Below are 22,889 nucleotides of genomic sequence, written 5' to 3'. Positions count from 1 at the left end.
GTCTTACAGCATGTTGCTTAAAAGCGCTGGTTGTATGAGTTTTCTCCTAGCGTGGGCTGCACGGTGGTTTTTTATAGTCGTGCCCTTGGCGTAAAAGCCAGTACTGGAAATAAGGATTTCAATGTCAGTAGTCGGATGCCGAGGTCGATATGGTCGTCGTAAATGATGGGTTGACGGCGACTTTCCTGCTTTTTTCCCAGTGGACGCTGCATGGCGATGGTCGCCTGACCGGCGAAGGCCGCGATGTTCAGTTGCCACCTAAGGAGCTGCATGTTTTGCGGCTGCTGCTTGTTTCTGGCGGTGTACTGATGACCAAGGATCGTTTGCTGGAGTTGGCCTGGCCCCAGGGGGAGGTCGCCGAGGAGTCGCTGACCCGTTGTATTTACTCGTTACGCAAGTATCTTGGCGCTGACAAGGGGTTTATCAAGACCATCTATGGTCGGGGGTATCGTTTTACATGCCCGGTGAAGGTCGAGCGGCATGGGCCCGGGCCGATGGATGCCGTGCAGCATGTGTGTTCGGCCTGTGGCCAAGTCAGTCATGGCTAAGTTCTGCGCAGGTTACTGTTGCCTGACCAGGTGAGGAGTGGCGACCAGACAATGGCCTATCGCTGGTAGGAAACCGCCTGCCGCTACCTAGGTGGCGGCAGGGGCCTTTGTACTACGCAGAAAAATCCGGGCACGTTACGAGGCCCCGGTACAGCAACGCTGCTGACGTTTAGGCGGCACGCCTCGCGTGCACCCTGTCACCCCGGCTATAATCGCTGCCACCTTTCGCCGCCATCCGAGTCTAGCCTGCCCATGTATACCCTGGCCCGCCAGCTGTTGTTCAAACTTTCCCCGGAAACCTCCCACGATCTGTCCCTGGACCTGATCGGCGCCGGTGGCCGTCTGGGGCTCAATGGCCTGGTATGCAAGGCGCCGGCAAAAATGCCGGTGTCGGTGATGGGGCTCCACTTCCCCAACCCGGTCGGACTGGCCGCCGGCCTGGACAAGAACGGTGCGGCCATCGATGGCTTCGCGCAGCTGGGTTTCGGGTTTGTGGAGATCGGCACCGTGACGCCGCGACCGCAACCGGGCAACCCCAAGCCGCGTATCTTCCGCCTGCCGGACGCCGAGGCGATCATCAATCGCATGGGGTTCAACAACCTGGGCGTCGACCATCTGCTGTCGCGTGTCGAGGCCGCAAAGTACACGGGCATCCTGGGCATCAATATCGGCAAGAACTTTGACACACCGGTCGAGCGCGCGGTGGATGACTACCTGATCTGCCTGGACAAGGTCTACGCCCACGCCAGCTATGTCACCGTCAACGTCAGTTCGCCCAACACCCCAGGCCTGCGCAGCCTGCAGTTCGGCGATTCGCTCAAGCAACTGCTCGAAGCCCTGCGCCAGCGCCAGGAAGACCTGGCCGTGCGCCATGGCAAGCGCGTGCCGCTGGCAATCAAGATTGCCCCGGACATGAGCGACGAAGAAACCGTGCTGGTGGCCCAGGCCCTGGTGGATTCGGGCATGGACGCGGTGATTGCGACCAACACCACCCTCAGCCGTGTGGGCGTCGAGGGCTTGGCCCATGGCGATGAAGCGGGTGGTCTGTCGGGCGCGCCGGTGCGTGACCAGAGCACCCATATCGTCAAGGTGCTGGCCGCAGAGCTGGCCGGGCGTTTGCCGATCATCGCGGTGGGCGGCATCACCGAAGGCAAGCATGCAGCCGAGAAGATCGCTGCGGGTGCGAGCCTGGTGCAGTTGTACTCTGGCTTTATTTATAAAGGCCCGGCGCTGATCCGCCAGTCAGTGGATGCGATTGCGGCATTGCGCGTGTAGGAGCGAGCAAGCTCGCTCCTACGGTAGTGCTCATTATTTTCATGCCAATAAAAAAGGGCTCCTTAAAAGGAGCCCCTGGGCCGAAGCCCGCCGCCTGGATAGGGCGTGCGTGGTTAAGTCATTACATATTCGTGGTGGTGTCGGAATTAAATGCCCTTGATTAGCCGACGGCGTGAAGTTCGTTGAGTCTGTGGATTCCCGCAGTGCCAGTCATACCGTCCCAGTTGTCGCCGCGTCCTTCTCGCCAGCCGTTGATCCAGGCTTGGCGTACCGACGGTAGAGTAAATGGGCAAAGCTCACGGGATTTGCCATGAACGCCATATTGATATCCGCGTAAAAATGCTCTTTCCAACGGATCACGCTTAAGTCTTCTCATAGGGTGTTTCCCTCACTTGTTGACTGTCTTGATATCCTTCGGCCTCGTCTGAGGCCGGGCAGAGTTTTTCTGCCGTTGGTGGGCTCGCTGCCGGCGTGGCGAGCCTAAGTGTCGGCGTCATTACGGCGCCAACCTGTGTTGAGTTCTAACCAATAGGTCACATGGATTCAATGATCGTTTTGTCATAAGCACGTAACGATAACGATGCTATAGCCATAAGCTGGGATGGCTTTTCGCCCCATTTGTTGGGCAAAGCCAGCTATGATGCACCCTGCAAAGAGGATGGGTTTAATCCTTTAGTGAGAATGTCCTTCTGTTGCTGTCGGTTATTATTCGACGAAGGGTCGGGATATTTCTTTTTGTTGCTGAAAATTCTTTTTCTGCCCCGTCAATAAAGGCCCTAAGGCCCGTCAGACGGGGTGGAACGGCACATTCGTGCCACGCGAGCACTCTTCAAGAAAAGTGCTTGCTTGAAAACCGAGCCGGCGATGCGTCGCCCGTTCATTTATTGCTGAAAAGCCTGGAATGCCCCATGTCGGACCGTTTTGAACTCTTCCTCACCTGCCCCAAGGGCCTCGAAGGCCTGCTGATCGAGGAAGCCGTCGGGCTTGGCCTTGAGGAAGCCCGCGAGCACACTTCGGCCGTGCGCGGCATGGCCGACATGGAAACCGCCTACCGCCTGTGCCTCTGGTCGCGTCTGGCCAACCGTGTGTTGCTGGTGCTCAAGCGCTTCCCGATGAAGGACGCCGAAGACCTCTACCACGGCGTGCTGGATATTGAATGGGCCGATCACATGGTCTCTGACGGTACCCTGGCAGTGGAATTCAGCGGTCACGGTTCGGGCATCGACAACACCCACTTCGGTGCGCTGAAGGTCAAGGATGCGATCGTCGACAAGCTGCGCACCCCGACCGGCGAACGTCCGTCCATCGACAAGATCAACCCGGACCTGCGCATCCACCTGCGCCTGGACCGTGGCGAAGCCATCCTGTCCCTCGACCTGTCCGGCCACAGCCTGCACCAGCGCGGCTACCGCCTGCAGCAGGGCGCCGCGCCGTTGAAGGAAAACCTGGCAGCGGCGATCCTGATTCGCGCCGGCTGGCCGCGTATTGCTGCCGAAGGCGGCGCGCTGACTGACCCGATGTGCGGCGTGGGCACCTTCCTGGTGGAAGGCGCAATGATTGCCGCCGACATGGCACCTAACCTGAATCGCGAGTTGTGGGGCTTCACCACCTGGCTCGGTCACGTCCCGGCGTTGTGGAAGAAGCTGCACGCCGAGGCCACTGAACGCGCGGCCATTGGCATGAACAAACCGCCGTTGTGGGTGCGGGGCTACGAAGCCGACCCGCGCCTGATCCAGCCTGCACGCAACAACATCGAGCGCGCCGGTCTCAGCCACTGGATCAAGGTGTACCAGGGCGAAGTCGGCACCTTCGAGCCTCGCCCGGACCAGAACCAGAAAGGCCTGGTGATCTGCAACCCGCCCTACGGCGAGCGTCTGGGTGACGAAGCCAGCCTGTTGTACCTCTACCAGAACCTCGGCGAGCGTCTGCGTCAGGCTTGCATGGGCTGGGAAGCGGCGGTGTTCACCGGCGCGCCGGACCTGGGCAAGCGCATGGGTATTCGCAGCCACAAGCAGTATTCGTTCTGGAACGGCGCGCTGCCGTGCAAATTGCTGCTGATCAAGGTCAACCCGGATCAGTTCGTCACCGGCGAGCGTCGTACCCCGGAACAGCGCCAGGCTGAACGTGAGCAGGCCGTTTACGACCAGGCCCCGACCGAGCCACAAGAGCGCCAGTACAACAAGAACGGCAACCCGATCAAGCCAGCCCCGGCCCCTGTGGTCGAGCAGGCGCGCCTGAGCGAGGGCGGACAGATGTTCGCCAACCGCCTGCAAAAGAACCTCAAGCAATTGGGCAAGTGGGCCAAGCGTGAAGGCGTGGATTGCTACCGCGTGTACGACGCCGATATGCCCGAATACTCCATGGCCATCGACCTTTACCATGATTGGGTCCACGTCCAGGAATACGCTGCGCCGAAGTCCATCGACCCGGAAAAAGCCTCGGCACGCATGTTCGATGCCCTGGCCGCCATTCCCCAGGCACTGAACATCGACAAGAGCCGCGTGGTGGTCAAGCGTCGCGAGCGCCAGAGCGGTACCAAGCAGTACGAGCGCCAGAGCGCCCAGGGCAAGTTCACCGAGGTCAGCGAAGGCGGCGTGAAGCTGCTGGTCAACCTCACCGACTACCTGGACACCGGTCTGTTCCTCGATCACCGTCCGATGCGCATGCGCATCCAAAAGGAAGCGGCCGGCAAGCGTTTCCTCAACCTGTATTGCTACACCGCCACGGCCAGTGTGCATGCAGCCAAGGGCGGCGCGCGCAGCACCACCAGCGTCGACTTGTCCAAGACTTACCTGGACTGGGCCCGTCGCAACTTCTCGCTCAACGGTTTCTCCGACAAGAACCGCCTGGAGCAGGGTGACGTGATGGCCTGGCTGGACGCCAGCCGCGATGAGTTCGACATGATCTTCATCGATCCGCCGACCTTCTCCAACTCCAAGCGCATGGAAGGCATCTTCGACGTCCAGCGGGACCACGTGCAGTTGCTCGACCTGGCCATGGCGCGCCTGGCACCGGGCGGCGTGCTGTACTTCTCGAACAATTTCCGCAAGTTCCAGCTGGAGGACAACCTCAGCGAACGCTATGCGGTCGAGGAAATCAGCGACAAGACCATCGATCCGGATTTTGCGCGTAATGCGAAGATCCACCGGGCGTGGAAAATCATGGCTCGCTGATCACCGCCACAAAAAAGCCGCAAGCCTGGATTATTCCCGGCTTGCGGCTTTTTTACGCTGGTCAAACTCATGGCCGATGGCTATAACTTAGGGCCTAACCAAAGTGGCCCCCCCGCAGGCTGGCGTTGTGAGTGTTGCCTATGCCGTCGCAAGCTGTTCGCCCGAAAATCCTAGGCTTTATCAGTGAACAGGCGTCGGCTTGGCTGGTGGCATCGGTGGTGTTATTGGCGGGTTTTGCGCTGACGGCTATCGTCGCCTGGGCTGCCTCCGACCTCTATCAGCAACAGGTACGCCAGCGCTTTCAGTTGCTGGTCAACGAGCGTTATACCCGCTTGCAGGAACGCTTCGAGGATCAGGAACAACGCCTGAACAGCCTGCGGCGGTTCTTCGTCAACTCCGGTGAGGTGTCCCGCGAAGAGTTCGATGGGTTTGCCCAGCCATTGTTGTTGCGCGCTCGGGCCTACTCCTGGGCACCCCGCGTGTTTCGCGAACAGCGCAGCCAGTTTGAACAAGAGGTGTCCCGCCAGCGTGGAGTACCCTTTGTCATCCGTGAGTTAAACAGCGCTGGAGAACTGGCCCCGGCGCCCGAGCGTGATGAATACGTCCCGGTGCTCTATACCCAGACTCAAAGTCTGCTGGGCTCGCCCCTGGGGTTTGATCTGCTGGCCCAGCCGCTGCGGCGCTCGGCCCTTGAGCGTGCGCAAAAGAGCGGCAAGCTGGCGGTGTCCCAACCCATGCAACTGGTAGGTGTCGAGCCTGCCTACGCGACTGGGGTGTTGCTGGTCGCGCCGGTCAGTCGCCTGCCCACCTACGAACAATCCCGGAATGAGCTTCATGGCTACGTGATGGCGGTGATCAGCATGCGCCAGTTGGTCGCCGATGGCTTGCCCAAGCCGGGACGGGACACCCTGGTGATGCAGATTGTCGATACCTCCGACCTGCAAAACCGCGTGCTCTACGAGTCCAGCAATGCGGTGGCCGAGAGTGACCTGCTAGCTGCGCGCCGCCTGACGTTGGGTGACCATGTCTATGCCCTGACCCTGCGACCGAGCCAAGTGTTCGACCAGGCCAACCATTCCTCGCTGACCAGCATCCTGACCATGGGTGGGTTGCTCAGCCTGTTACTCAGCGCCTTGCTCTATGTGCTGGTCAGCCAGCGTCAGCGTGCCTTGATACTGGTGGAGCAGCGCACGGCGCAGTTGCGTCTGCGTGAGCAGGAGTTGCGCGGTGCCCACGGCCAATTGCGCAGCGTGCTGAATGCGGCCACCCAGGTCGCCATCATTGCCACCGACCTGCGCGGCGTCATCAACACCTTCAACGCCGGTGCCGAACAGATGCTTGGGTTCAAGTCCGAGCAGGTGGTAGGCAAATTGACTCTGGAAAGCCTGCACCTGGCGCTGGAACTGGAAGCACGTTCCGCCAGCTTGAGCGTGACCCTGGGCAAGCGTATTCCTGCCGGCCAGGCGATGCTGGTGGAGAGCCCCGACAACCTGCATGAAGCTCGCGAGTGGACCTTGGTGCGCCAGGATGGCAGCCCGTTGACCGTGAACATGCTGGCCACTGTGCTACTGGATGATCACGGTTTGTGGATCGGGCACTTGGCGATCTATCTGGACATCACCGAGCAGAAACGGGCCTACGAAGCGCTGGCGGTACGCGATCGCCTGCTCAAGAAACTCAGCGCCCATGTGCCTGGCGGGATCTTCCAGTTCACCCTGGAACCCCAGGACAACTGGCGGTTTATCTACGCCAGCGATGGTATGCGCGACATTTATGAGATTGAAACAGGGGTATTGCAGCAGGATGCGAAGAAGGTATTCGAGCGAATCCACCCGCTGGACGCGGACCGGGTGCGGACCTCTATTCGTCTGTCGGCGTTGCAGTTGAGCCACTGGCGCGAAGAGTACCGGGTGCAGTTGCCGCAACGGGGTTTGCGCTGGATTCGCGGCGAGGCCACTCCGGAAGAGTTACCGGGGGGCGGTACGCTGTGGCATGGCTATGTGTCGGACATTTCCGATTTGAAGCGGGTTGAAGAGGAACTGCGCGCGCTGTCCATCACAGATTCCCTGACCGGGATTCACAACCGTCGCTATTTCCAGGACCGCCTCAGGGCCGAGATGGCCAGGCTCAATCGGACCAGCGGGGCACTGTCGGTGATCATGCTCGATATCGATCACTTCAAGCGTATCAACGACCAGCATGGGCATGCGGTTGGCGACGGGGTGTTGCAGGAGTTGTGCAAGCGCATCAGTCAGCGTCTGCGCCGTACCGATGTGTTCTGCCGCCTGGGAGGCGAGGAGTTTATGGTGCTGTGCCCCAACACCAATGGCGAGCAGGCTTATGGCCTGGCGGTGGAGTTGTGGCAGTCGCTGCGTAGCCTGCCGATGGAGCCGGTGGGCATCGTCACTGCCAGCTTTGGCGTGGCCAGCTGGCGGGCGGATGAAGGCATCGATGGGCTGCTGTTGCGCGCCGACTCGGCGGTGTATGTAGCCAAGCAAGCGGGCAGGGACCGGGTGGAGGCGGAGAGGGTGCGGGCTTGAGGGCCGACACAGGGTCCAATGTGGGAGGGAGCAAGCCCCCTCCCACAAGGGGATTGCGGTGTGTTTAGAGGACGGGAGCCGCCGCTGCCAATTTAGGCTGGCGGTACAGGTCCAGCAGCACCTGATCGAGCACCGACGACGCGCCCCACGGCTTCGGATCGTTGAGGATCGCCACTACCGCCCAGGTGTTGCCGTTGTTGTCGCGGCTGAACCCGGCAATGGCGCGCACGGTGTTCAAGGTACCGGTCTTGACGTGGGCTTCGCCACGCATGGCGGTGGTCTTCAGGCGTTTGCGCATAGTGCCGTCGGTGCCGGCGATCGGCATCGAGCTGATGTATTCCGCCGCGTAGGGGCTTTTCCAGGCGGCTTGGAGCATGGCCGCCATCTCGCGGGCGCTGACCCGTTCGGCACGGGACAGGCCCGAACCGTTCTCCATCACCAGGTGTGGCGCGGTGATGCCTTTCTTCGCCAGCCACTGGCGCACCACACGTTGCGCGGCCTTGGCATCGTCGCCGTCGGCATCGTTGCGGAACTGTGCGCCCAGGCTCAGGAACAACTGCTGGGCCATGGTGTTGTTACTGTATTTGTTGATGTCACGGATGATTTCCGCCAGGTCCGGCGAAAACGCGCGGGCCAGCACTTTGGCATCCTTGGGCACCGGCGCCTGAATATCGCGGCCCTGGATGCTGCCGCCCAGTTCCTGCCAGATCGCCCGTACGGCGCCGGCGGTGTAGGTGGCGTGGTCCAGCAGCGACAGGTAGGTTTGCGAACTGCAGCCATCGGCCAATTGGCCGCTGACGGTGATCGTCATACTGCCATCGGCGCCTGTGACCGGGTTGTAGCGTACGTCGCCGGTGCACTGCTTGGCGTTGGAGGCCTTGACCTGGTTGTCGATACGGATGCTGGCAATCGGCGGCTCGACCGATACGAGCACGCGGCCCGAGTCGTTGCGGGTCACAAAGCGCAGGGCCTTGAGGTTGACCAGCAGGGCGTCGGGCTTGACCAGGAACGGTTTGTTCTCGTCGTTGCCATCATCATTGAATTCCGGCAACTGCGGTTGGTTGAAGAAACTGCGGTCCAGCACCAGGTCGCCGGTGACTTGCTGCACGCCATTGGCCCGCAGGTCGCGCATCAGCAGCCAGAGTTTTTCCATATTCAGCTTGGGGTCGCCGCCGCCCTTGAGGTACAGGTTGCCGTGCAACACGCCACCGCTGAGGGTGCCGTCGGTGTAGAACTCGGTTTTCCACTGGTGGTTGGGGCCGAGCATTTCCAGGGCCGCATAGGTGGTGACCAGCTTCATGGTGGAAGCCGGGTTTACCGAGACGTCGGCGTTGAATACCGTGGGGGTGCCGGGGCCGTTCAGCGGGATCATCACCAGGGACAGCGCAGTGTTTTGCAGCTTGGCCTTGGCGAGCGCCTGCTGGACGTTCGGGGGCAGGGTGTTATTGATCGGGGCAGCGGAAGTGGAAAAGGCCAGTGGCAGGAGAAAACCGGCGAGTAACAATGGACGCAAAGATTTGATCATAAGAAGTAAAACCCTACTGCTGAGGAGGGTGAAAAAGGCGAGGGGTAAATAGGAAAATTCCCTCAATGGTCATGAAAGTGTCGGCATTATGCCCCAAGGTGAAGGCACTTGTAGCTGAACGATAGCTGGTAATCAGCGTTTTTTTAACGGCAAACTGCCGCCTGTCCCAGAGAGTCGGGCAATCGTCGCCTTAAACTGCTAAAGTGCCGCCCGTTATTACTTATGAGGATTGTTCCAATGGCGACTAACCGTTCCCAGCGTCTGCGCAAAAAACTGTGCGTTGATGAATTTCAAGAGCTGGGTTTCGAACTGAACCTGGACTTCAAAGAAGGCCTGAGTGAAGAAGCTATCGACGCTTTCCTCGAAGCATTCATCAAAGAAGCCATGGAAGCCAACGGTCTGGGCTATGTCGGCGGCGATGACTACGGTCTGGTTTGCCTGCAGAAGCGTGGCTCGGTCTCCGAAGAGCAGCGCGCTGCTGTCGAAGCCTGGCTGAAAACCCGTTCCGAGCTGACCAAGGCTGAAGTCAGCCCGCTGCTGGACGTGTGGTATCCGGAAAAGCCGATCAATTCCAAGAATTGAAGCGGTAAGTTACAAGCTTCAAGCCGCAAGCTCATGTGGCTTGAAGCTTGAAGCTTGAAGCTTGAAGCTTGAAGCTTGAAGCTAATCCTCACTTCCGCCAGTTCAGAATCAGCAGCGTCAACACCCCCGCCACAATCCCCCAGAACGCCGACCCGATGGAAAACAACGTCAAGCCTGACGCGGTGACCATAAAGGTGATCAGCGCCGCTTCCCGTTCCTTCGGCTCATTCATGGCGATACTCAAGCCATTGATGATCGAGCCAAACAAGGCCAAGGCCGCAATCGACAGCACCAGCTCCTTGGGCAGGGCTGCGAACAATGCTGCCAGCGTCGCTCCGAACACCCCGGCGATGCCGTAGAACACCCCGCACCATACGGCGGCGGTGTAGCGTTTATTGCGGTCTTCGTGGGCGTGGGGGCCGGTGCAGATGGCTGCGCTGATCGCCGCCAGGTTGATACCGTGGGAGCCGAATGGCGCCAGCACCAGCGAGGCCAGGCCGGTGGTGGTGATCAGGGGCGAGGCCGGCACGTTATAGCCATCGGCCCGCAGTACCGCGACGCCGGGCATGTTCTGCGAGGTCATCGCCACCACGAACAGCGGAATCCCGATGCTGATGGTCGCCGCCAGCGAGAAGTGCGGCGTCGTCCACACCGGCGTCGCCACTTCCAGGTGGAAGCCGCTGAAGTCCAGCAAGCCCATCAGTCCCGACAACAGGGTGCCGATCACCAGCGCGGCCAGCACCGCATAACGTGGCGACAGGCGCTTGATGATCAGGTAGGTGAAAAACATCCCCAGTACCAGGCCGGTGCGATGCTGCGCGGCGACGAAAATCTCGCTGCCGATCTTGAACAGGATCCCCGCCAGCAACGCTGCCGCCAACGACGCAGGAATACGCTTGACCAGTTTTTCAAAGCTGCCGGTGAGCCCGCAGAGCGTCACCAGCACTGCACAGGTGATGTAGGCGCCGATAGCCTCGCCATAACTCACACCGTCCAGGCTGGTGATCAACAGCGCGGCGCCGGGGGTGGACCAGGCAATGGTGATTGGCGTGCGATAGCGCAGGGACAGGCCGATGCTGCACACCGCCATGCCGATGGAAATTGCCCAGATCCACGAAGAAATCTGCGCCGTGGTCAAGCCGGCAGCCTGGCCGGCCTGGAACATCAGGACCAGGGAGCTGGTGTAGCCGGTCATCATGGCGATAAAGCCGGCGACGACGGCCGACGCAGAAGTGTCGGCCAGCGGGCGCAAGGGCGCTTGGGTGGCGTCGGTCATGGAAAGGTGTTCCTTTTACCTGGGTGTTTGCCGGTGATGGCGCAGATTCAAGCCTAAACTCAAACGTAACGACTCATTGCAATACAGCCGAGGCCGCAAACAGCCGTACAGTGTGTTGGCGCAGTCGGTTGTGTACAATGTGCCGTGTTTTTAGGTGATACTTGCCAGCGACCCAGTGTTGCCGTATTACCTTAAAGTTGCCGTATTACCGTTAATTCGCCGCCGTTCTCCCGACCCGAGTGCCCATGAACGAACAGTTGCAACCTCTCAAGAAACAACCGCGAGCCGGCAAGGCCGGTCGCAGCGGAACCCAGGACGATATCGTCTATGCGCATATCTTCGAGGCGATCCTCGAGCAGCGCCTGGCACCCGGTACCAAATTGAGCGAAGAGGCACTGGGCGAAATCTTCGGCGTGAGCCGCACCATCATTCGCCGCGCCCTGTCGCGCCTGGCCCATGAAGGCGTGGTGTTGCTGCGGCCCAATCGTGGCGCGGTGGTGGCGAGCCCAAGCGTGGAAGAAGCCCGCCAGGTGTTCCTGGCGCGACGCCTGGTAGAGCGGGCGATCACCGAGTTGGCGGTGCAGCACGCCACCGCCGAGCAACTGGCGGAACTGCGCCAGATGGTCAACGACGAGCGCGACAGCTTCTCCCGCGGTGATCGCGGTGCGGGCATCCGCCTCTCCGGCGAATTCCATCTCAAGCTGGCCGAAGCGGCGAAGAACGCGCCGCTGATCAGCTTCCAGCGCAGCCTGGTGTCCCAGACCTCGCTGATCATCGCCCAGTACGAAAGCGGCAACCGCTCGCACTGCTCCTACGATGAGCACACCCAACTGATCGATGCGATCGAAGCACGGGACGCGGCGCTGGCGGTGAACTTGATGATGCATCACATGGATCACATCGACAGCAAGCTCAACCTCGACGAGGAAAGTGCGTCGGACGATTTGCATGCGGTGTTCTCGCATTTGCTGCAGACCAAGAAGCCGGGGCGTTCCTCGATAAAGCTGTAATTTCCCCGGCTCACCCGGGACAAAAGGTGGGAGGGGGCTTGCCCCCGATAGCGGTGGATCAGTTAACACATGACTAACTGAACCACTGCCATCGGGAGCAAGCCCCCTTCCACATTTGGTTGTGTGTGGCGTTAGAGATCAGCGTTGGTGCACCCGTTGGCCGGCCGCATACGTCTGCAACACCGTCCGATCATCCCCCAGCGTCATCAACACAAACAACGTCTCGGCAATGTTATTCGCCTGCTTCAACCGATAGCTGAGCAGCGGCGTGGCGTTGTAATCCAGCACCAGGAAGTCGGCATCGGTACCCGGCTGCAACGTGCCGATCCTGTCTTCCAGACGCAGCGCCCGCGCGCCGCCCAGGGTCGCCAGGTACAGGGACTTGAACGGGCTCAACCGCGCGCCCTGCAACTGCATGACTTTGTACGCTTCGTTCAACGTTTGCAGCAGCGAGAAACTGGTGCCGCCGCCCACGTCCGTGCCCAGGCCCACGTTCAACTTATGCTTCTCGGCCATCGGCAGGTTGAACAGGCCGCTGCCTAGGAAGAGGTTCGACGTCGGGCAGAACGCCACCGCCGACCCCGTCTCCGCCAACCGCGCGCATTCGTCGTCACACAGGTGCACGCCGTGGGCGAACACCGAGCGCTCGCCCAGCAGCTTGTAGTGGTCGTACACATCCAGGTAGCCGTTTCGCTCCGGGAATAGCGCCTTCACCCACTCGATTTCCTGCTTGTTCTCGCTGATGTGCGTCTGCATGTACAGGTCCGGGTACTCGCCCAGCAGTTGCCCGGCCAGCGCCAGTTGCTCAGGCGTGCTGGTCGGGGCAAAACGCGGTGTGACCGCATAGTGCAGGCGACCCTTGCCGTGCCAGCGCTCGATCAGCGCCTTGCTTTCCTGGTAGCCGGATTCCGGCGTGTCGGTCAGATAATCCGGCGCATTGCGATCCATCATCACTTTGCCGGCGATCATGCGCAGGTCGAGTTTTTCCGCCGCTTCAAAGAAAGCGTTCACCGACTGCGGATGCACGCTGCCGAACACCAGCGCGGTGGTGGTGCCGTTGCGCAGCAGTTCCTTGATGAAAATGTCCGCGACTTCATCTGCGTGGGCCTTGTCGGCGAACTGGCTTTCGCACGGGAAGGTGTAGGTGTTGAGCCAGTCCAGCAACTGCTCGCCATACGCGCCGACCATGCCGGTTTGCGGCAGGTGGATATGGGTGTCGATCAGGCCTGGGGTGATCAGCGCGTCCTGGTAATGGGTGACTTCGATGTCGGCCGGCAGGGTCGGCAGCAGGTCGCCAGCATGGCCGACGGCGCTGATCCGGCCGTTATCGATGACCAGCAGACCGTCTTCGAAATACTCATAAGACGCTTCGATTCCCACTTCAGCGGGGTCGGCGATGCTGTGCAGGATGGCGGCACGGTAGGCTTTGCGAGTCAAAGGCATGGTTATCTCAATTCGTGGCTTGGCTGCGGCGTGACACCGGCAGTAACTTGGCAATGGGTTCGGCGCTCGCGGTGTGCTGGCCGAAATTGGCGTTATAGGTGGCGATGATTTCGCCGGCGATGGAGATGGCGATCTCCACCGGTAACTTGCCCTTCACCTCGGTGAGGCCCATGGGGCAACGCATGCGTTGCAACTGCGCGGCGTCGAAGCCGCGATCGCGCAGGCGGTGTTCGAACTTGACGCGTTTGGTCTTGGAGCCGATCAGGCCGAAGTAGGCGAAGTCATTGCGCTTGAGCAGGGCGGCGGTCAGTTCCAGATCCAGCGCGTGATTGTGGGTCATGACGATGCAGTAACTGCCCACCGGCAGGTCGGCAATTTCGTCCACCGGCTCTTCGCTGACGATTTTACGCACGCCCTGGGGGATATGTTCCGGAAACTCCTGCTCGCGCGAATCGATCCAGCGCACCCGACACGGCAGGCTCGCCAGCAACGGCACCAGCGCGCGGCCGACGTGGCCTGCGCCGAACACCGCAATCTGCGCCTGCACCTGGCCCATGGGTTCGAACAGCAGCACGGTGACGCCACCGCAGCACTGGCCCAGGCTCGCGCCGAGGCTGAAGCGCTCCAGGTGGGTGTTCTGCTGGCCGCGCACGAGCATGTCGCGGGCGATCTGCATGGCCTTGTATTCCAGGTGGCCGCCACCGATGGTGTCGAAGGTCTGCGCGGCGCTGATCACCATCTTCGAACCGGCATTGCGCGGTGTGGAGCCAAGCTCTTCGATGATGGTCACCAGTACGCAGGGTTCGCCTTGGTTTTGCAGGTCGGCGAGGGCGCTGATCCAGTTGTTCATAGTCACCTCTTGTGGTGTCTGTCAGGCCGCTATCGGGAGCAAGCCCCCCTCCCACATTTTGATCTGTGAATACCGTCAAATGTGGGAGGGGGCTTGCCCCCGATGGCAGCGCCTCGGTCTAGAGCGAAGCCATCTCGGTTTCGGTTTCAACAGGCACAACCGCCTGCAACTGCCGCATCTGCTCACACCCCCACAACACCCGCTCCGGTGTCGCCGGCGCATCGATCTTGGGCTGATGGCGATAGTCACCCAGGCTTGCCACCGCATCCTTGATCGCGCACCACGAGGCAATCCCGAGCATGAACGGTGGCTCGCCCACGGCTTTGGAATGGAACACCGTGTCTTCCGGGTTCTTGCGGTTTTCCACCAGCTTCACGCGCAGGTCCAGCGGCATGTCGGCCACCGCCGGGATCTTGTAGCTGGCCGGGCCGCAGGTCTCTAGCTTGCCCTTGTTGTTCCACACCAACTCTTCCATGGTCAGCCAGCCCATGCCCTGGATAAAGCCACCTTCCACCTGGCCGATGTCGATGGCCGGGTTCAGTGAGGCGCCCACGTCGTGGAGGATGTCGGTGCGCAGCATCTTGTATTCGCCGGTCAGGGTGTCGACGATCACTTCACAGCAGGCCGCGCCGAAGGCGAAGTAGTAGAACGGCCGACCGCGCGCCTGGCTGCGGTCGTAGAAGATTTTCGGGGTCTTGTAGAAGCCGGTGCTCGACAGCGAGACCTGGGCGAAGTACGCCTGCTGGATCAACGCCTCGAAGGGCAGGATCTGGTCGCGCACGCGCACATGGCCGTTGTGGAATTCCACATCCGCTTCGCTCACGTCGTATTTGCGCGCGGCGAATTCCGCCAGGCGTTGCTTGATGGTTTCGGCGGCGTTCTGGGCGGCCTTGCCGTTCAGGTCCGCACCGCTGGAGGCGGCGGTCGGCGAGGTGTTCGGCACCTTGTCGGTGTTGGTGGCGGTGATTTGCACGCGGTCGATGTCCACCTGGAACACTTCGGCCACCACTTGGGCGACTTTGGTGTTCAAGCCCTGGCCCATTTCGGTGCCGCCGTGGTTCAGATGGATGCTGCCGTCGGTGTAGATATGGATCAGCGCGCCCGCTTGGTTCAGGAAGCTCGCTGTGAACGAGATCCCGAATTTCACCGGCGTCAGCGCGAGGCCTTTTTTCAGGATCGGGCTGTGGGCGTTGTACAGGCGGATCGCTTCGCGGCGCTCGGCGTATTGGCTGCTGGCTTCAAGTTCAGCGGTCATTTCTTCGAGCATGTTGTGCTCGACGGTCTGGTAGTAGTGGGTGACGTTGCGCTCGGTCATGCCGTAGTAATTGGCCTTGCGCACCGCCAACGGGTCCAGCGCCAGATGGCGGGCGATGGCGTCCATCACTTCCTCGATGGCGACCATGCCTTGTGGGCCACCGAAGCCGCGATAGGCGGTGTTGGACGCGGTGTTGGTCTTGCAGCGATGGCCGTTGACCGTGGCGTCGCCCAGGTAGTACGCGTTGTCGGCATGGAACATGGCGCGGTCGACAATCGAGTTGGACAGGTCCGGCGAGCAGCCGCAGTTACCGGCCAGCTCCAGATTGATCCCGTGCAGGCGACCGCTGTCGTCGAAGCCCACGTCGTATTCGATATAGAAGGGGTGGCGCTTGCCGGTCATCAGCATGTCTTCGACGCGCGGCAGGCGCATCTTGGTTGGTTGGCCGGTAAGGCGCGCCACCACCGCGCACAGGCACGCCGGGCTGGCGGCCTGGGTTTCCTTGCCGCCAAAACCGCCGCCCATGCGGCGCATATCGACGACGATCTTGTTAATCGATACGTCGAGTACTTCGGCCACCAGCTTCTGCACTTCGGTGGGGTTTTGCGTGGAGCAATAGACGATCATGCCGCCGTCTTCGGTGGGCATCACCGATGAGATCTGGGTTTCCAGGTAGAAGTGTTCCTGGCCGCCGATATGCAGCGTGCCCTGGATGCGGTGCTTGGCGGTCGCCAGCGCGCCGGCCGAATCACCGCGTTGGTGGGTGTGGCTATCGAGCACGAAATGCTTGTTGCGAAAGGCCTCGACCACATCCAGCACGGGCTCCAGGTCTTCGTATTCGATCACGGCGGCCATCGCGGCCTTGCGGGCGGTTTCCAGGTCGCGGGCGGCCACGGCCAAAACGACCTGGCCGACAAACTGCACCGTGTCGATTGCCAGCAAGGGGTCGCCGGGCATCAATGGACCGATGTCTTTCAGGCCCGGTACGTCTTCGTGGGTGATGACGATGCGCACACCGTCGAAGGCGTAGCAGGGCGCGGTGTCGATGCTGATGATCCGAGCGTGGGCGCGGTCGGACATGCGCGCATACAGGTGCAACTGGTTGGGGAATTCCAGGCGGTCATCGATGTACTGCGCTTCACCGGATACGTGCTTGGAGGCGCTGTCATGCTTGACGCTGCGGCCGACCCCGGAGGTCAAGTCCTGGGCAAACAGCGCGGCCAGTTCGGCCTGGGTTTTTTCCACGGCGTGATGGTTAGACATAAGCGGTCACCCGAGTCTCGATGTGCGGCGTTTGCAGTTCGATGAAGTATTTGCGCAGCAGGTTTTGTGCGCTGAGCAGGCGGTATTCCTTGCTGGCGCGGAAGTCCGAGAGCGGGGTGAAATCCTCGGCGAGGGCGGCGCAGGCTTTCTCGACGGTGGCGGCGCTCCAGGTGGCACCGACCAACACGGCTTCGCAGTTTTTCGCGCGTTTTGGCGTGGCGGCCATACCGCCGAACGCAATGCGGGCCTCACTGATCACACCGTTGTTGATCTTCAGGTTGAACGCCGCACACACCGCGGAAATATCGTCGTCCAAGCGCTTGGACACCTTGTACGCGCGGAACAGCGCATGGCCTTTGGGTACGATGATTTTCTCGATGAATTCGCTGTCCTGGCGAGCGGTGACGCGGTAGTCGATGAAGTAGTCTTCCAGCGCCAACGTACGGCGCACGTTGCCTTTGCACAGCACGATCTGCGCGCCGAGGGCGATCAGCAGCGGCGGCGAATCACCAATCGGCGAGGCGTTGCCGATATTGCCGCCCAAGGTGCCCTGGTTGCGGATTTGCAGGGAGGCGAAGCGGTGCAGCAGGTCGCCGAAGTCCGGGTATTCGTGGTGCAGCGCGGTGTAGCAGTCGGAGAGGGCAGTGGCGGCGCCGATTTCCAGGCGGTCATCGAAGGACTCGATGCGCTTCATCTCTTCAATATTGCCGACATAGATCATCACCGGCAGGGTGCGGTGAAACTGCGTAACTTCCAGCGCCAGGTCGGTGCCGCCGGCCAGCAGGCGGGCTTGCGGGTAGGCGTCATAGAGGTCGGCCAGGTCGGCCACGGTGAGTGGCACCAGGCAGCGTTTGTCGCCGCTGTTGAGTTCACCGGTTTGGGTCGGCGCGATGGCTTTGAGGCGGGCGATGGTCTCGGCCTGGCGGCTGTCGAACTGGTCCACCGGTTTGTTGCAACAGGCCTGCTCGGCGGCGGCCAGAATCGGCCGATAACCGGTGCAGCGGCACAGGTTGCCGGCCAGGGCTTCGTGGGCCTTTTGGCGGTCGGGAGCGTCGCTGTTCTTTTGCAGGGCGAACAACGACATTACAAAACCCGGGGTGCAAAAGCCGCATTGCGAACCGTGGCACTCCACCATGGCCTGTTGCACGCTGTGCAGTTGGCCTTGGTGCTTGAGGTCTTCGACGCTGATCAGTTGTTTGCCGTGCAGTGAGGAGACAAACGTCAGGCAGGAATTGAGGCTGCGATAACGGATCTGCTCAACACCCTGAGGGTCGGTGTGCAACTCGCCGACTACCACAGTGCACGCACCGCAGTCGCCGCTGGCGCAGCCTTCCTTGGTACCGGGTTTGCCCACATGCTCGCGCAGATAGTTGAGCACGGTCAGGTTGGGGTCCAGGGCGTGCTCGCTACGGAGTTCCTGGTTAAGTAAAAACTGGATCACGGAAGGCCTCGCAGACTCATTATTGTTGTTAACCGCTTTTGCGCCGAATCTAGTCATGTCTGACTTTTCGGTCAATGGTTTTCTGACTTAAGGGTCAAGAAAATGCGGTCGCAACACGTTCAATTATGGTCCAGTCTTCTGGAACCGGCGTTTTTGGCGGCTTTTGAGTGTTCAGAGCTGCTTATTTCATGCCAAATTCGCCACGGTGGGCGTAGCGCCATCAGCGGGCCAATGCGCTACACTGCGGCGCTTGTACCGATAGAAGATTTTGAAGGGAAAACATGACGTTCAAGGCGCCGGACAGTCTCGCCGAGCAAATCGCTCACCACCTCGCCGAACGTATCATTCGCGGCGATCTCAAGCCTGGGGAGCGGATCCAGGAACAGAAAGTCACGCTGGCGCTCAATGTCAGCCGTGGCTCCGTGCGTGAAGCTTTGCTGATCCTCGAACGCCGCCACCTGATCGCGATCCTGCCGCGCCGTGGCGCCCACGTGACCGAGCTCACGGCGCACAAGGTGCAGAGCCTGTGCACGCTGATGAGTGAGCTGTATATCCTGCTCGGTAATGCGGTCGCCCAGGGCTGGCAGACCCAGGTCGACATGGCGCCGTTCGTACAGATCCAGCAGCGCCTGGTGAGCAATTTCGAGCGCCAGGACATTCGCGCCTTTGTCGAAGAATGCTTCAATGTGATGCGCGCCGCGTACCCCTTTGCCAACAACCCGTATTTGCAGGAAACCGTCGAAAACCTGCAGCCGGCGATGAACCGTGCCTACTACCTGGCCCTGGATCAACGCAAGGCGTCCATGAGCGAGTACCTGGCGCTGTTCGAGCAACTGCTCGCCGCTGTGCTCGCCCGTGACCTGGAGCAGATCCGCCTAGTGCTGTCGGCCTACGGCCAGCGCAGCAGCTCGTTGGTCATCGCTGCATTGGCGGACGCCTAAGCGTGCGGCTCAAGTGCATCAAACTGGCGGGGTTCAAATCCTTCGTCGACCCGACCACGGTGAACTTCCCCAGTAACATGGCGGCAGTGGTCGGGCCCAATGGCTGCGGCAAGTCGAACATCATCGACGCCGTACGCTGGGTGATGGGCGAGAGCTCGGCAAAAAACCTGCGTGGCGAGTCGATGACCGACGTCATCTTCAACGGCTCCACCAGCCGCAAGCCGGTGAGCCAGGCCAGCATCGAACTGGTGTTCGACAACTCCGACGGCACCCTGATCGGCGAATACGCGGCCTACGCGGAAATCTCCATCCGCCGCAAGGTGACGCGCGACAGCCAGAACAGTTACTTCCTCAACGGTACCAAGTGCCGACGCCGGGACATCACCGACATCTTCCTCGGCACCGGCCTGGGCCCGCGCAGCTATTCGATCATCGAGCAGGGCATGATCTCCAAGCTGATCGAAGCCAAGCCCGAAGACCTGCGCAACTTTATCGAGGAGGCGGCCGGTATCTCCAAGTACAAGGAGCGCCGCCGCGAGACCGAAAACCGTATCCGCCGCACCCATGAAAACCTTGCCCGCCTCACCGACCTGCGCGAAGAGCTGGAGCGCCAGTTGGAGCGCCTGCACCGCCAGGCCCAGGCCGCCGAGAAGTATCAGGAATACAAGGGCGAAGAGCGCCAGTTGAAGGCGCAACTGTCGGCCCTGCGCTGGCAGGCGTTGAACGAGCAGGTGGGCCAGCGCGAAGCGATCATTGGCACCCAGGAAATCAGCTTTGAAGCGCTGGTGGCCGAGCAGCGCAATGCCGACGCCGCCATCGAGCGCCTGCGCGACGGGCATCATGACCTGTCCGAACGCTTCAATCTGGTGCAGGGCCGCTTCTATTCGGTGGGCGGCGATATTGCCCGGGTCGAGCAAAGCATCCAGCACGGCCAGCAGCGCTTGCGTCAGTTGCAGGACGATTTGAAAGAAGCCGAACGCGCACGCCTGGAAACCGAATCCCACCTCGGCCACGACCGCACCTTGCTGCTGACGTTGGGCGAAGAGCTGGACATGCTCACCCCCGAGCAGGAGATCACCAACGCCGCCGCCGAAGAGGCCGCCGCCGCGCTGGAAGAATCCGAAACCACCATGCACGGCTGGCAGGAGCAGTGGGACGCCTTCAACCTGCAATCCGCCGAACCGCGACGCCAGGCCGAGGTGCAGCAGTCGCGCATCCAGCAACTGGAAACCAGCATGGAGCGCCTGGCCGAGCGCCAGCGTCGTCTGCAGGAAGAGCGCGTGTTGCTTGCCGCCGACCCGGAAGACGCGGCGATCATGGAGCTCAGTGAGCAACTGGCCGAAAGCGAAATGACCCTGGAAGAGCTGGAAGCCAGCGAAGAACAACAAGTGGAGCGCCTGGAGCAACTGCGTCAGCAACTGCAACAGGCGACCCAGGCCCAGCAGCAGGCCCAGGGCGACTTGCAGCGGCTTAATGGCCGACTCGCGTCCCTTGAGGCCTTGCAGCAAGCGGCGTTGGACCCAGGCACCGGCACCGCCGAATGGCTGCGTGATCAGCACCTGGCCGAACGTCCGCGCTTGGCCGAAGGCTTGAAAGTTGAAGCCGGTTGGGAACTGGCGGTAGAGACCGTTTTAGGTGCCGACCTGCAAGCCGTCCTGGTGGACGATTTTGGTGGCTTTGACCTGGCCGGTTTCGCCCAAGGCGATCTGCGTTTGCTCAGCCCCGCCGCTGATGGCACGCGAGTGCCGGGCAGCCTGCTGGATAAGGTCGAGGCGGCGATTGACCTGTCGCCGTGGCTGGGCCAGGTCAAACCAGTGGATACCCTGGAGCAGGCCCTGGCCCAGCGCGGTCAACTGGCTGCCGGCGAAAGCCTGATCAGCCGCGACGGTTACTGGGTTGGCCGCCACTTCCTGCGAGTGCGCCGCGCCAGTGAAGCGGAAAGCGGCGTTCTGGCCCGTGGCCAGGAAATCGTCAACCTGATCGCCGAGCGTGAAGAGCGCGAGGCCACCCTGGAAAGTCTTGAAACCGAACTGCAAACCCTGCGCGCCACCCAGCGCCAGCAAGAGACCGGCCGCGAACACCTGCGCCGCCTGTTGCAGGACGAAGCGCGCCAGCAAGGCGAATTGAAAGCCCAGCTCTCCGCGAGCAAAGCCAAGGCCGAGCAACTGACCCTGCGCCGTACCCGTCTGGATGAGGAAGTGGCCGAGATGGGCGAGCAGCGCGCCCTGGAACACGAACAGATCGGCGAAGCACGCCTGCAGCTGCAGGAAGCCCTCGACAGCATGGCCCTGGACACCGAGCAGCGCGAACTGCTGCTGGCCCAGCGCGACAGCCTGCGCGAACGCCTCGACCGCGTGCGCCAGGAAGCCCGCCAGCACAAGGATCACGCCCACCAATTGGCCGTGCGCCTGGGTTCGCTCAAGGCCCAGCACAATTCCACTGCCCAGGCCCTTGAACGCCTGGAGATGCAGTCCGAGCGCCTGACCGAAAAGCGCGAGCAACTGAGCCTCAACCTGGAGGAGGGCGAAGCGCCGCTGGAAGAGTTGCGCCTCAAGCTTGAAGAGTTGCTCGACAAGCGCATGACCGTCGACGAAGAACTCAAGACCGCTCAGATCGCCCTGGAAGACGCCGACCGCGAACTGCGCGATGCGGAAAAACGCCGGACCCAGGCCGAGCAGCAATCCCAGCTGATTCGCGGCCAGCTCGAACAACAGCGCATGGAATGGCAAGCCCTCACCGTGCGCCGCAAGACCCTGCAAGACCAATTGCTCGAAGACGGCTACGACTTGCACGGCGTGCTCAATACCTTGACCGCCCAGGCCAATGAGAAAGACGCCGAAGAAGAACTTGAACGGATTGCCGCACGTATCCAGCGACTTGGCGCGATCAACCTCGCGGCCATCGATGAGTACCAACAGCAGTCCGAGCGCAAACGTTATCTGGATGCCCAGGACGCCGACCTGGTGGAAGCCCTGGACACCCTGGAAAACGTGATCCGCAAGATCGACAAGGAAACCCGCAACCGCTTCAAAGATACCTTTGATCAGATTAATGGCGGTTTACAGGCGTTATTCCCGAAAGTTTTCGGTGGTGGCAGCGCTTACTTGGAACTGACGGGCGAAGATCTACTCGATACAGGGGTAACGATCATGGCGCGGCCTCCGGGCAAGAAGAACAGCACCATCCATTTGTTGTCCGGCGGCGAGAAAGCCCTGACCGCGTTGGCCCTGGTGTTTGCCATCTTCAAGTTGAACCCGGCACCGTTCTGCATGCTCGATGAAGTTGACGCTCCGCTGGATGACGCTAACGTTGGACGCTATGCGCGACTGGTCAAGGAGATGTCCCAGACGGTGCAGTTCATCTATATCACCCACAACAAGATCGCCATGGAAATGGCTGATCAGTTGATGGGGGTGACAATGCATGAACCGGGCTGTTCACGTTTGGTTGCAGTGGATGTCGAAGAAGCGATGGCGATGGTGGACGCCTAGCGGCAAGCTTCAAGCGGCAAGTGAGTTGGCTTGAAGCTTGTAGCTCAGGGCTTGTAGCTCACAGTCGGCGCCTGCTGTAGGAGATTGCCTACTATGCCTGAAAGCTGGCAATTCGACACATTTCGCGTCAACTGTGTAAAGTTATCTTTGGTCGTGCTAGTTTAATGTCAATTTTTCGTATGCGTGGGCAAAACGTCAGTCAGAACATAGAGTTGGCGCCACGTTTTAAAGCGGTTTGCACGGTGCTAAACCCCTTATTTTTCAGCATTTTTTATT

At 61.0% G+C, this 22,889-nt stretch carries 15 protein-coding genes; 8 read left to right on the top strand and 7 right to left on the bottom strand.

The window, feature by feature from the left end; genetic code table 11:
- The first annotated feature begins 149 nt into the window (after nucleotides 1-149).
- Both FIV39_RS17860 and FIV39_RS17855 read left to right on the top strand, forming a co-directional pair.
- A complete protein-coding gene (locus FIV39_RS17860; RefSeq protein WP_090400327.1) occupies nucleotides 150-548 on the top strand; it encodes a winged helix-turn-helix domain-containing protein in 399 nt (132 codons plus the stop codon).
- Between the two features lie 252 nt (nucleotides 549-800).
- Complete coding sequence (locus tag FIV39_RS17855; protein ID WP_090400325.1) at nucleotides 801-1,823, top strand: quinone-dependent dihydroorotate dehydrogenase; 1,023 nt, start codon at nucleotides 801-803, stop codon at nucleotides 1,821-1,823.
- A 160-nt stretch (nucleotides 1,824-1,983) separates the two neighbouring features.
- Here the strand turns inward: FIV39_RS17855 and rmf are convergent, their stop codons facing one another.
- Nucleotides 1,984-2,199 (bottom strand): ribosome modulation factor, encoded by a 216-nt coding sequence (rmf, locus tag FIV39_RS17850; RefSeq protein ID WP_002553055.1) that lies wholly within the window; start codon nucleotides 2,197-2,199, stop codon nucleotides 1,984-1,986.
- A gap of 532 nt (nucleotides 2,200-2,731) precedes the next feature.
- Here rmf and rlmKL point away from each other — a divergent pair.
- Both rlmKL and FIV39_RS17840 read left to right on the top strand, forming a co-directional pair.
- Nucleotides 2,732-4,996, top strand: a complete 2,265-nt coding sequence (rlmKL, locus tag FIV39_RS17845) for a bifunctional 23S rRNA (guanine(2069)-N(7))-methyltransferase RlmK/23S rRNA (guanine(2445)-N(2))-methyltransferase RlmL (RefSeq protein WP_090400323.1) — start codon at nucleotides 2,732-2,734, stop codon at nucleotides 4,994-4,996.
- Between the two features lie 140 nt (nucleotides 4,997-5,136).
- A complete protein-coding gene (locus FIV39_RS17840) occupies nucleotides 5,137-7,536 on the top strand; it encodes a sensor domain-containing diguanylate cyclase (RefSeq protein ID WP_146371574.1) in 2,400 nt (799 codons plus the stop codon).
- 64 nt (nucleotides 7,537-7,600) lie between these two features.
- Here the strand turns inward: FIV39_RS17840 and dacB are convergent, their stop codons facing one another.
- Nucleotides 7,601-9,061 (bottom strand): D-alanyl-D-alanine carboxypeptidase/D-alanyl-D-alanine endopeptidase, encoded by a 1,461-nt coding sequence (gene dacB, locus FIV39_RS17835; RefSeq protein WP_090400319.1) that lies wholly within the window; start codon nucleotides 9,059-9,061, stop codon nucleotides 7,601-7,603.
- A gap of 237 nt (nucleotides 9,062-9,298) precedes the next feature.
- Here dacB and FIV39_RS17830 point away from each other — a divergent pair, with 237 nt between their 5' ends.
- Complete coding sequence (locus FIV39_RS17830; RefSeq protein ID WP_090400317.1) at nucleotides 9,299-9,643, top strand: YggL family protein; 345 nt, start codon at nucleotides 9,299-9,301, stop codon at nucleotides 9,641-9,643.
- Nucleotides 9,644-9,731: 88 nt separating this feature from the next.
- On the opposite strand, the gene FIV39_RS17825 is transcribed toward FIV39_RS17830, so the two are convergent.
- Nucleotides 9,732-10,919 (bottom strand): benzoate/H(+) symporter BenE family transporter, encoded by a 1,188-nt coding sequence (locus FIV39_RS17825; RefSeq protein ID WP_090400315.1) that lies wholly within the window; start codon nucleotides 10,917-10,919, stop codon nucleotides 9,732-9,734.
- Nucleotides 10,920-11,164: 245 nt separating this feature from the next.
- Here FIV39_RS17825 and FIV39_RS17820 point away from each other — a divergent pair, with 245 nt between their 5' ends.
- Nucleotides 11,165-11,929 (top strand): GntR family transcriptional regulator, encoded by a 765-nt coding sequence (locus FIV39_RS17820; protein ID WP_015885332.1) that lies wholly within the window; start codon nucleotides 11,165-11,167, stop codon nucleotides 11,927-11,929.
- 138 nt (nucleotides 11,930-12,067) lie between these two features.
- Here FIV39_RS17820 and guaD read toward each other — a convergent pair whose 3' ends face one another.
- The 4 genes from guaD to xdhA form a co-directional block, all read right to left on the bottom strand.
- A complete protein-coding gene (guaD, locus tag FIV39_RS17815; protein ID WP_090400312.1) occupies nucleotides 12,068-13,372 on the bottom strand; it encodes a guanine deaminase in 1,305 nt (434 codons plus the stop codon).
- A gap of 7 nt (nucleotides 13,373-13,379) precedes the next feature.
- Nucleotides 13,380-14,222, bottom strand: coding sequence for a xanthine dehydrogenase accessory protein XdhC (xdhC, locus tag FIV39_RS17810; protein WP_090400310.1), 843 nt, complete (start codon nucleotides 14,220-14,222; stop codon nucleotides 13,380-13,382).
- Between the two features lie 118 nt (nucleotides 14,223-14,340).
- On the bottom strand, nucleotides 14,341-16,740 hold the full coding sequence (xdhB, locus tag FIV39_RS17805) for a xanthine dehydrogenase molybdopterin binding subunit (RefSeq protein ID WP_090400308.1): 2,400 nt from the start codon (nucleotides 16,738-16,740) through the stop codon (nucleotides 14,341-14,343).
- The gene (xdhA, locus tag FIV39_RS17800; protein ID WP_090400306.1) at nucleotides 16,733-18,181 is read right to left on the bottom strand and encodes a xanthine dehydrogenase small subunit; all 1,449 of its coding nucleotides are present in this window, start codon (nucleotides 18,179-18,181) and stop codon (nucleotides 16,733-16,735) included. Before xdhA ends, xdhB begins: the two co-directional genes overlap by 8 nt.
- 281 nt (nucleotides 18,182-18,462) lie before the next feature.
- On the opposite strand from xdhA, the gene FIV39_RS17795 reads away from it, so the two are divergent.
- Together FIV39_RS17795 and smc are read left to right on the top strand one after the other, a co-directional pair.
- On the top strand, nucleotides 18,463-19,122 hold the full coding sequence (locus tag FIV39_RS17795; protein ID WP_090400304.1) for a GntR family transcriptional regulator: 660 nt from the start codon (nucleotides 18,463-18,465) through the stop codon (nucleotides 19,120-19,122).
- Between the two features lie 2 nt (nucleotides 19,123-19,124).
- Nucleotides 19,125-22,613, top strand: a complete 3,489-nt coding sequence (gene smc / locus FIV39_RS17790; protein WP_090400302.1) for a chromosome segregation protein SMC — start codon at nucleotides 19,125-19,127, stop codon at nucleotides 22,611-22,613.
- The last annotated feature ends 276 nt before the right edge of the window (nucleotides 22,614-22,889 follow it).

This window comes from Pseudomonas grimontii (assembly GCF_007858185.1).
Lineage (GTDB): Bacteria > Pseudomonadota > Gammaproteobacteria > Pseudomonadales > Pseudomonadaceae > Aquipseudomonas > Aquipseudomonas grimontii.
The sequence above is the reverse complement of the archived record's forward strand: the minus strand, read 5'-3'. Positions and strand labels throughout refer to the sequence as shown.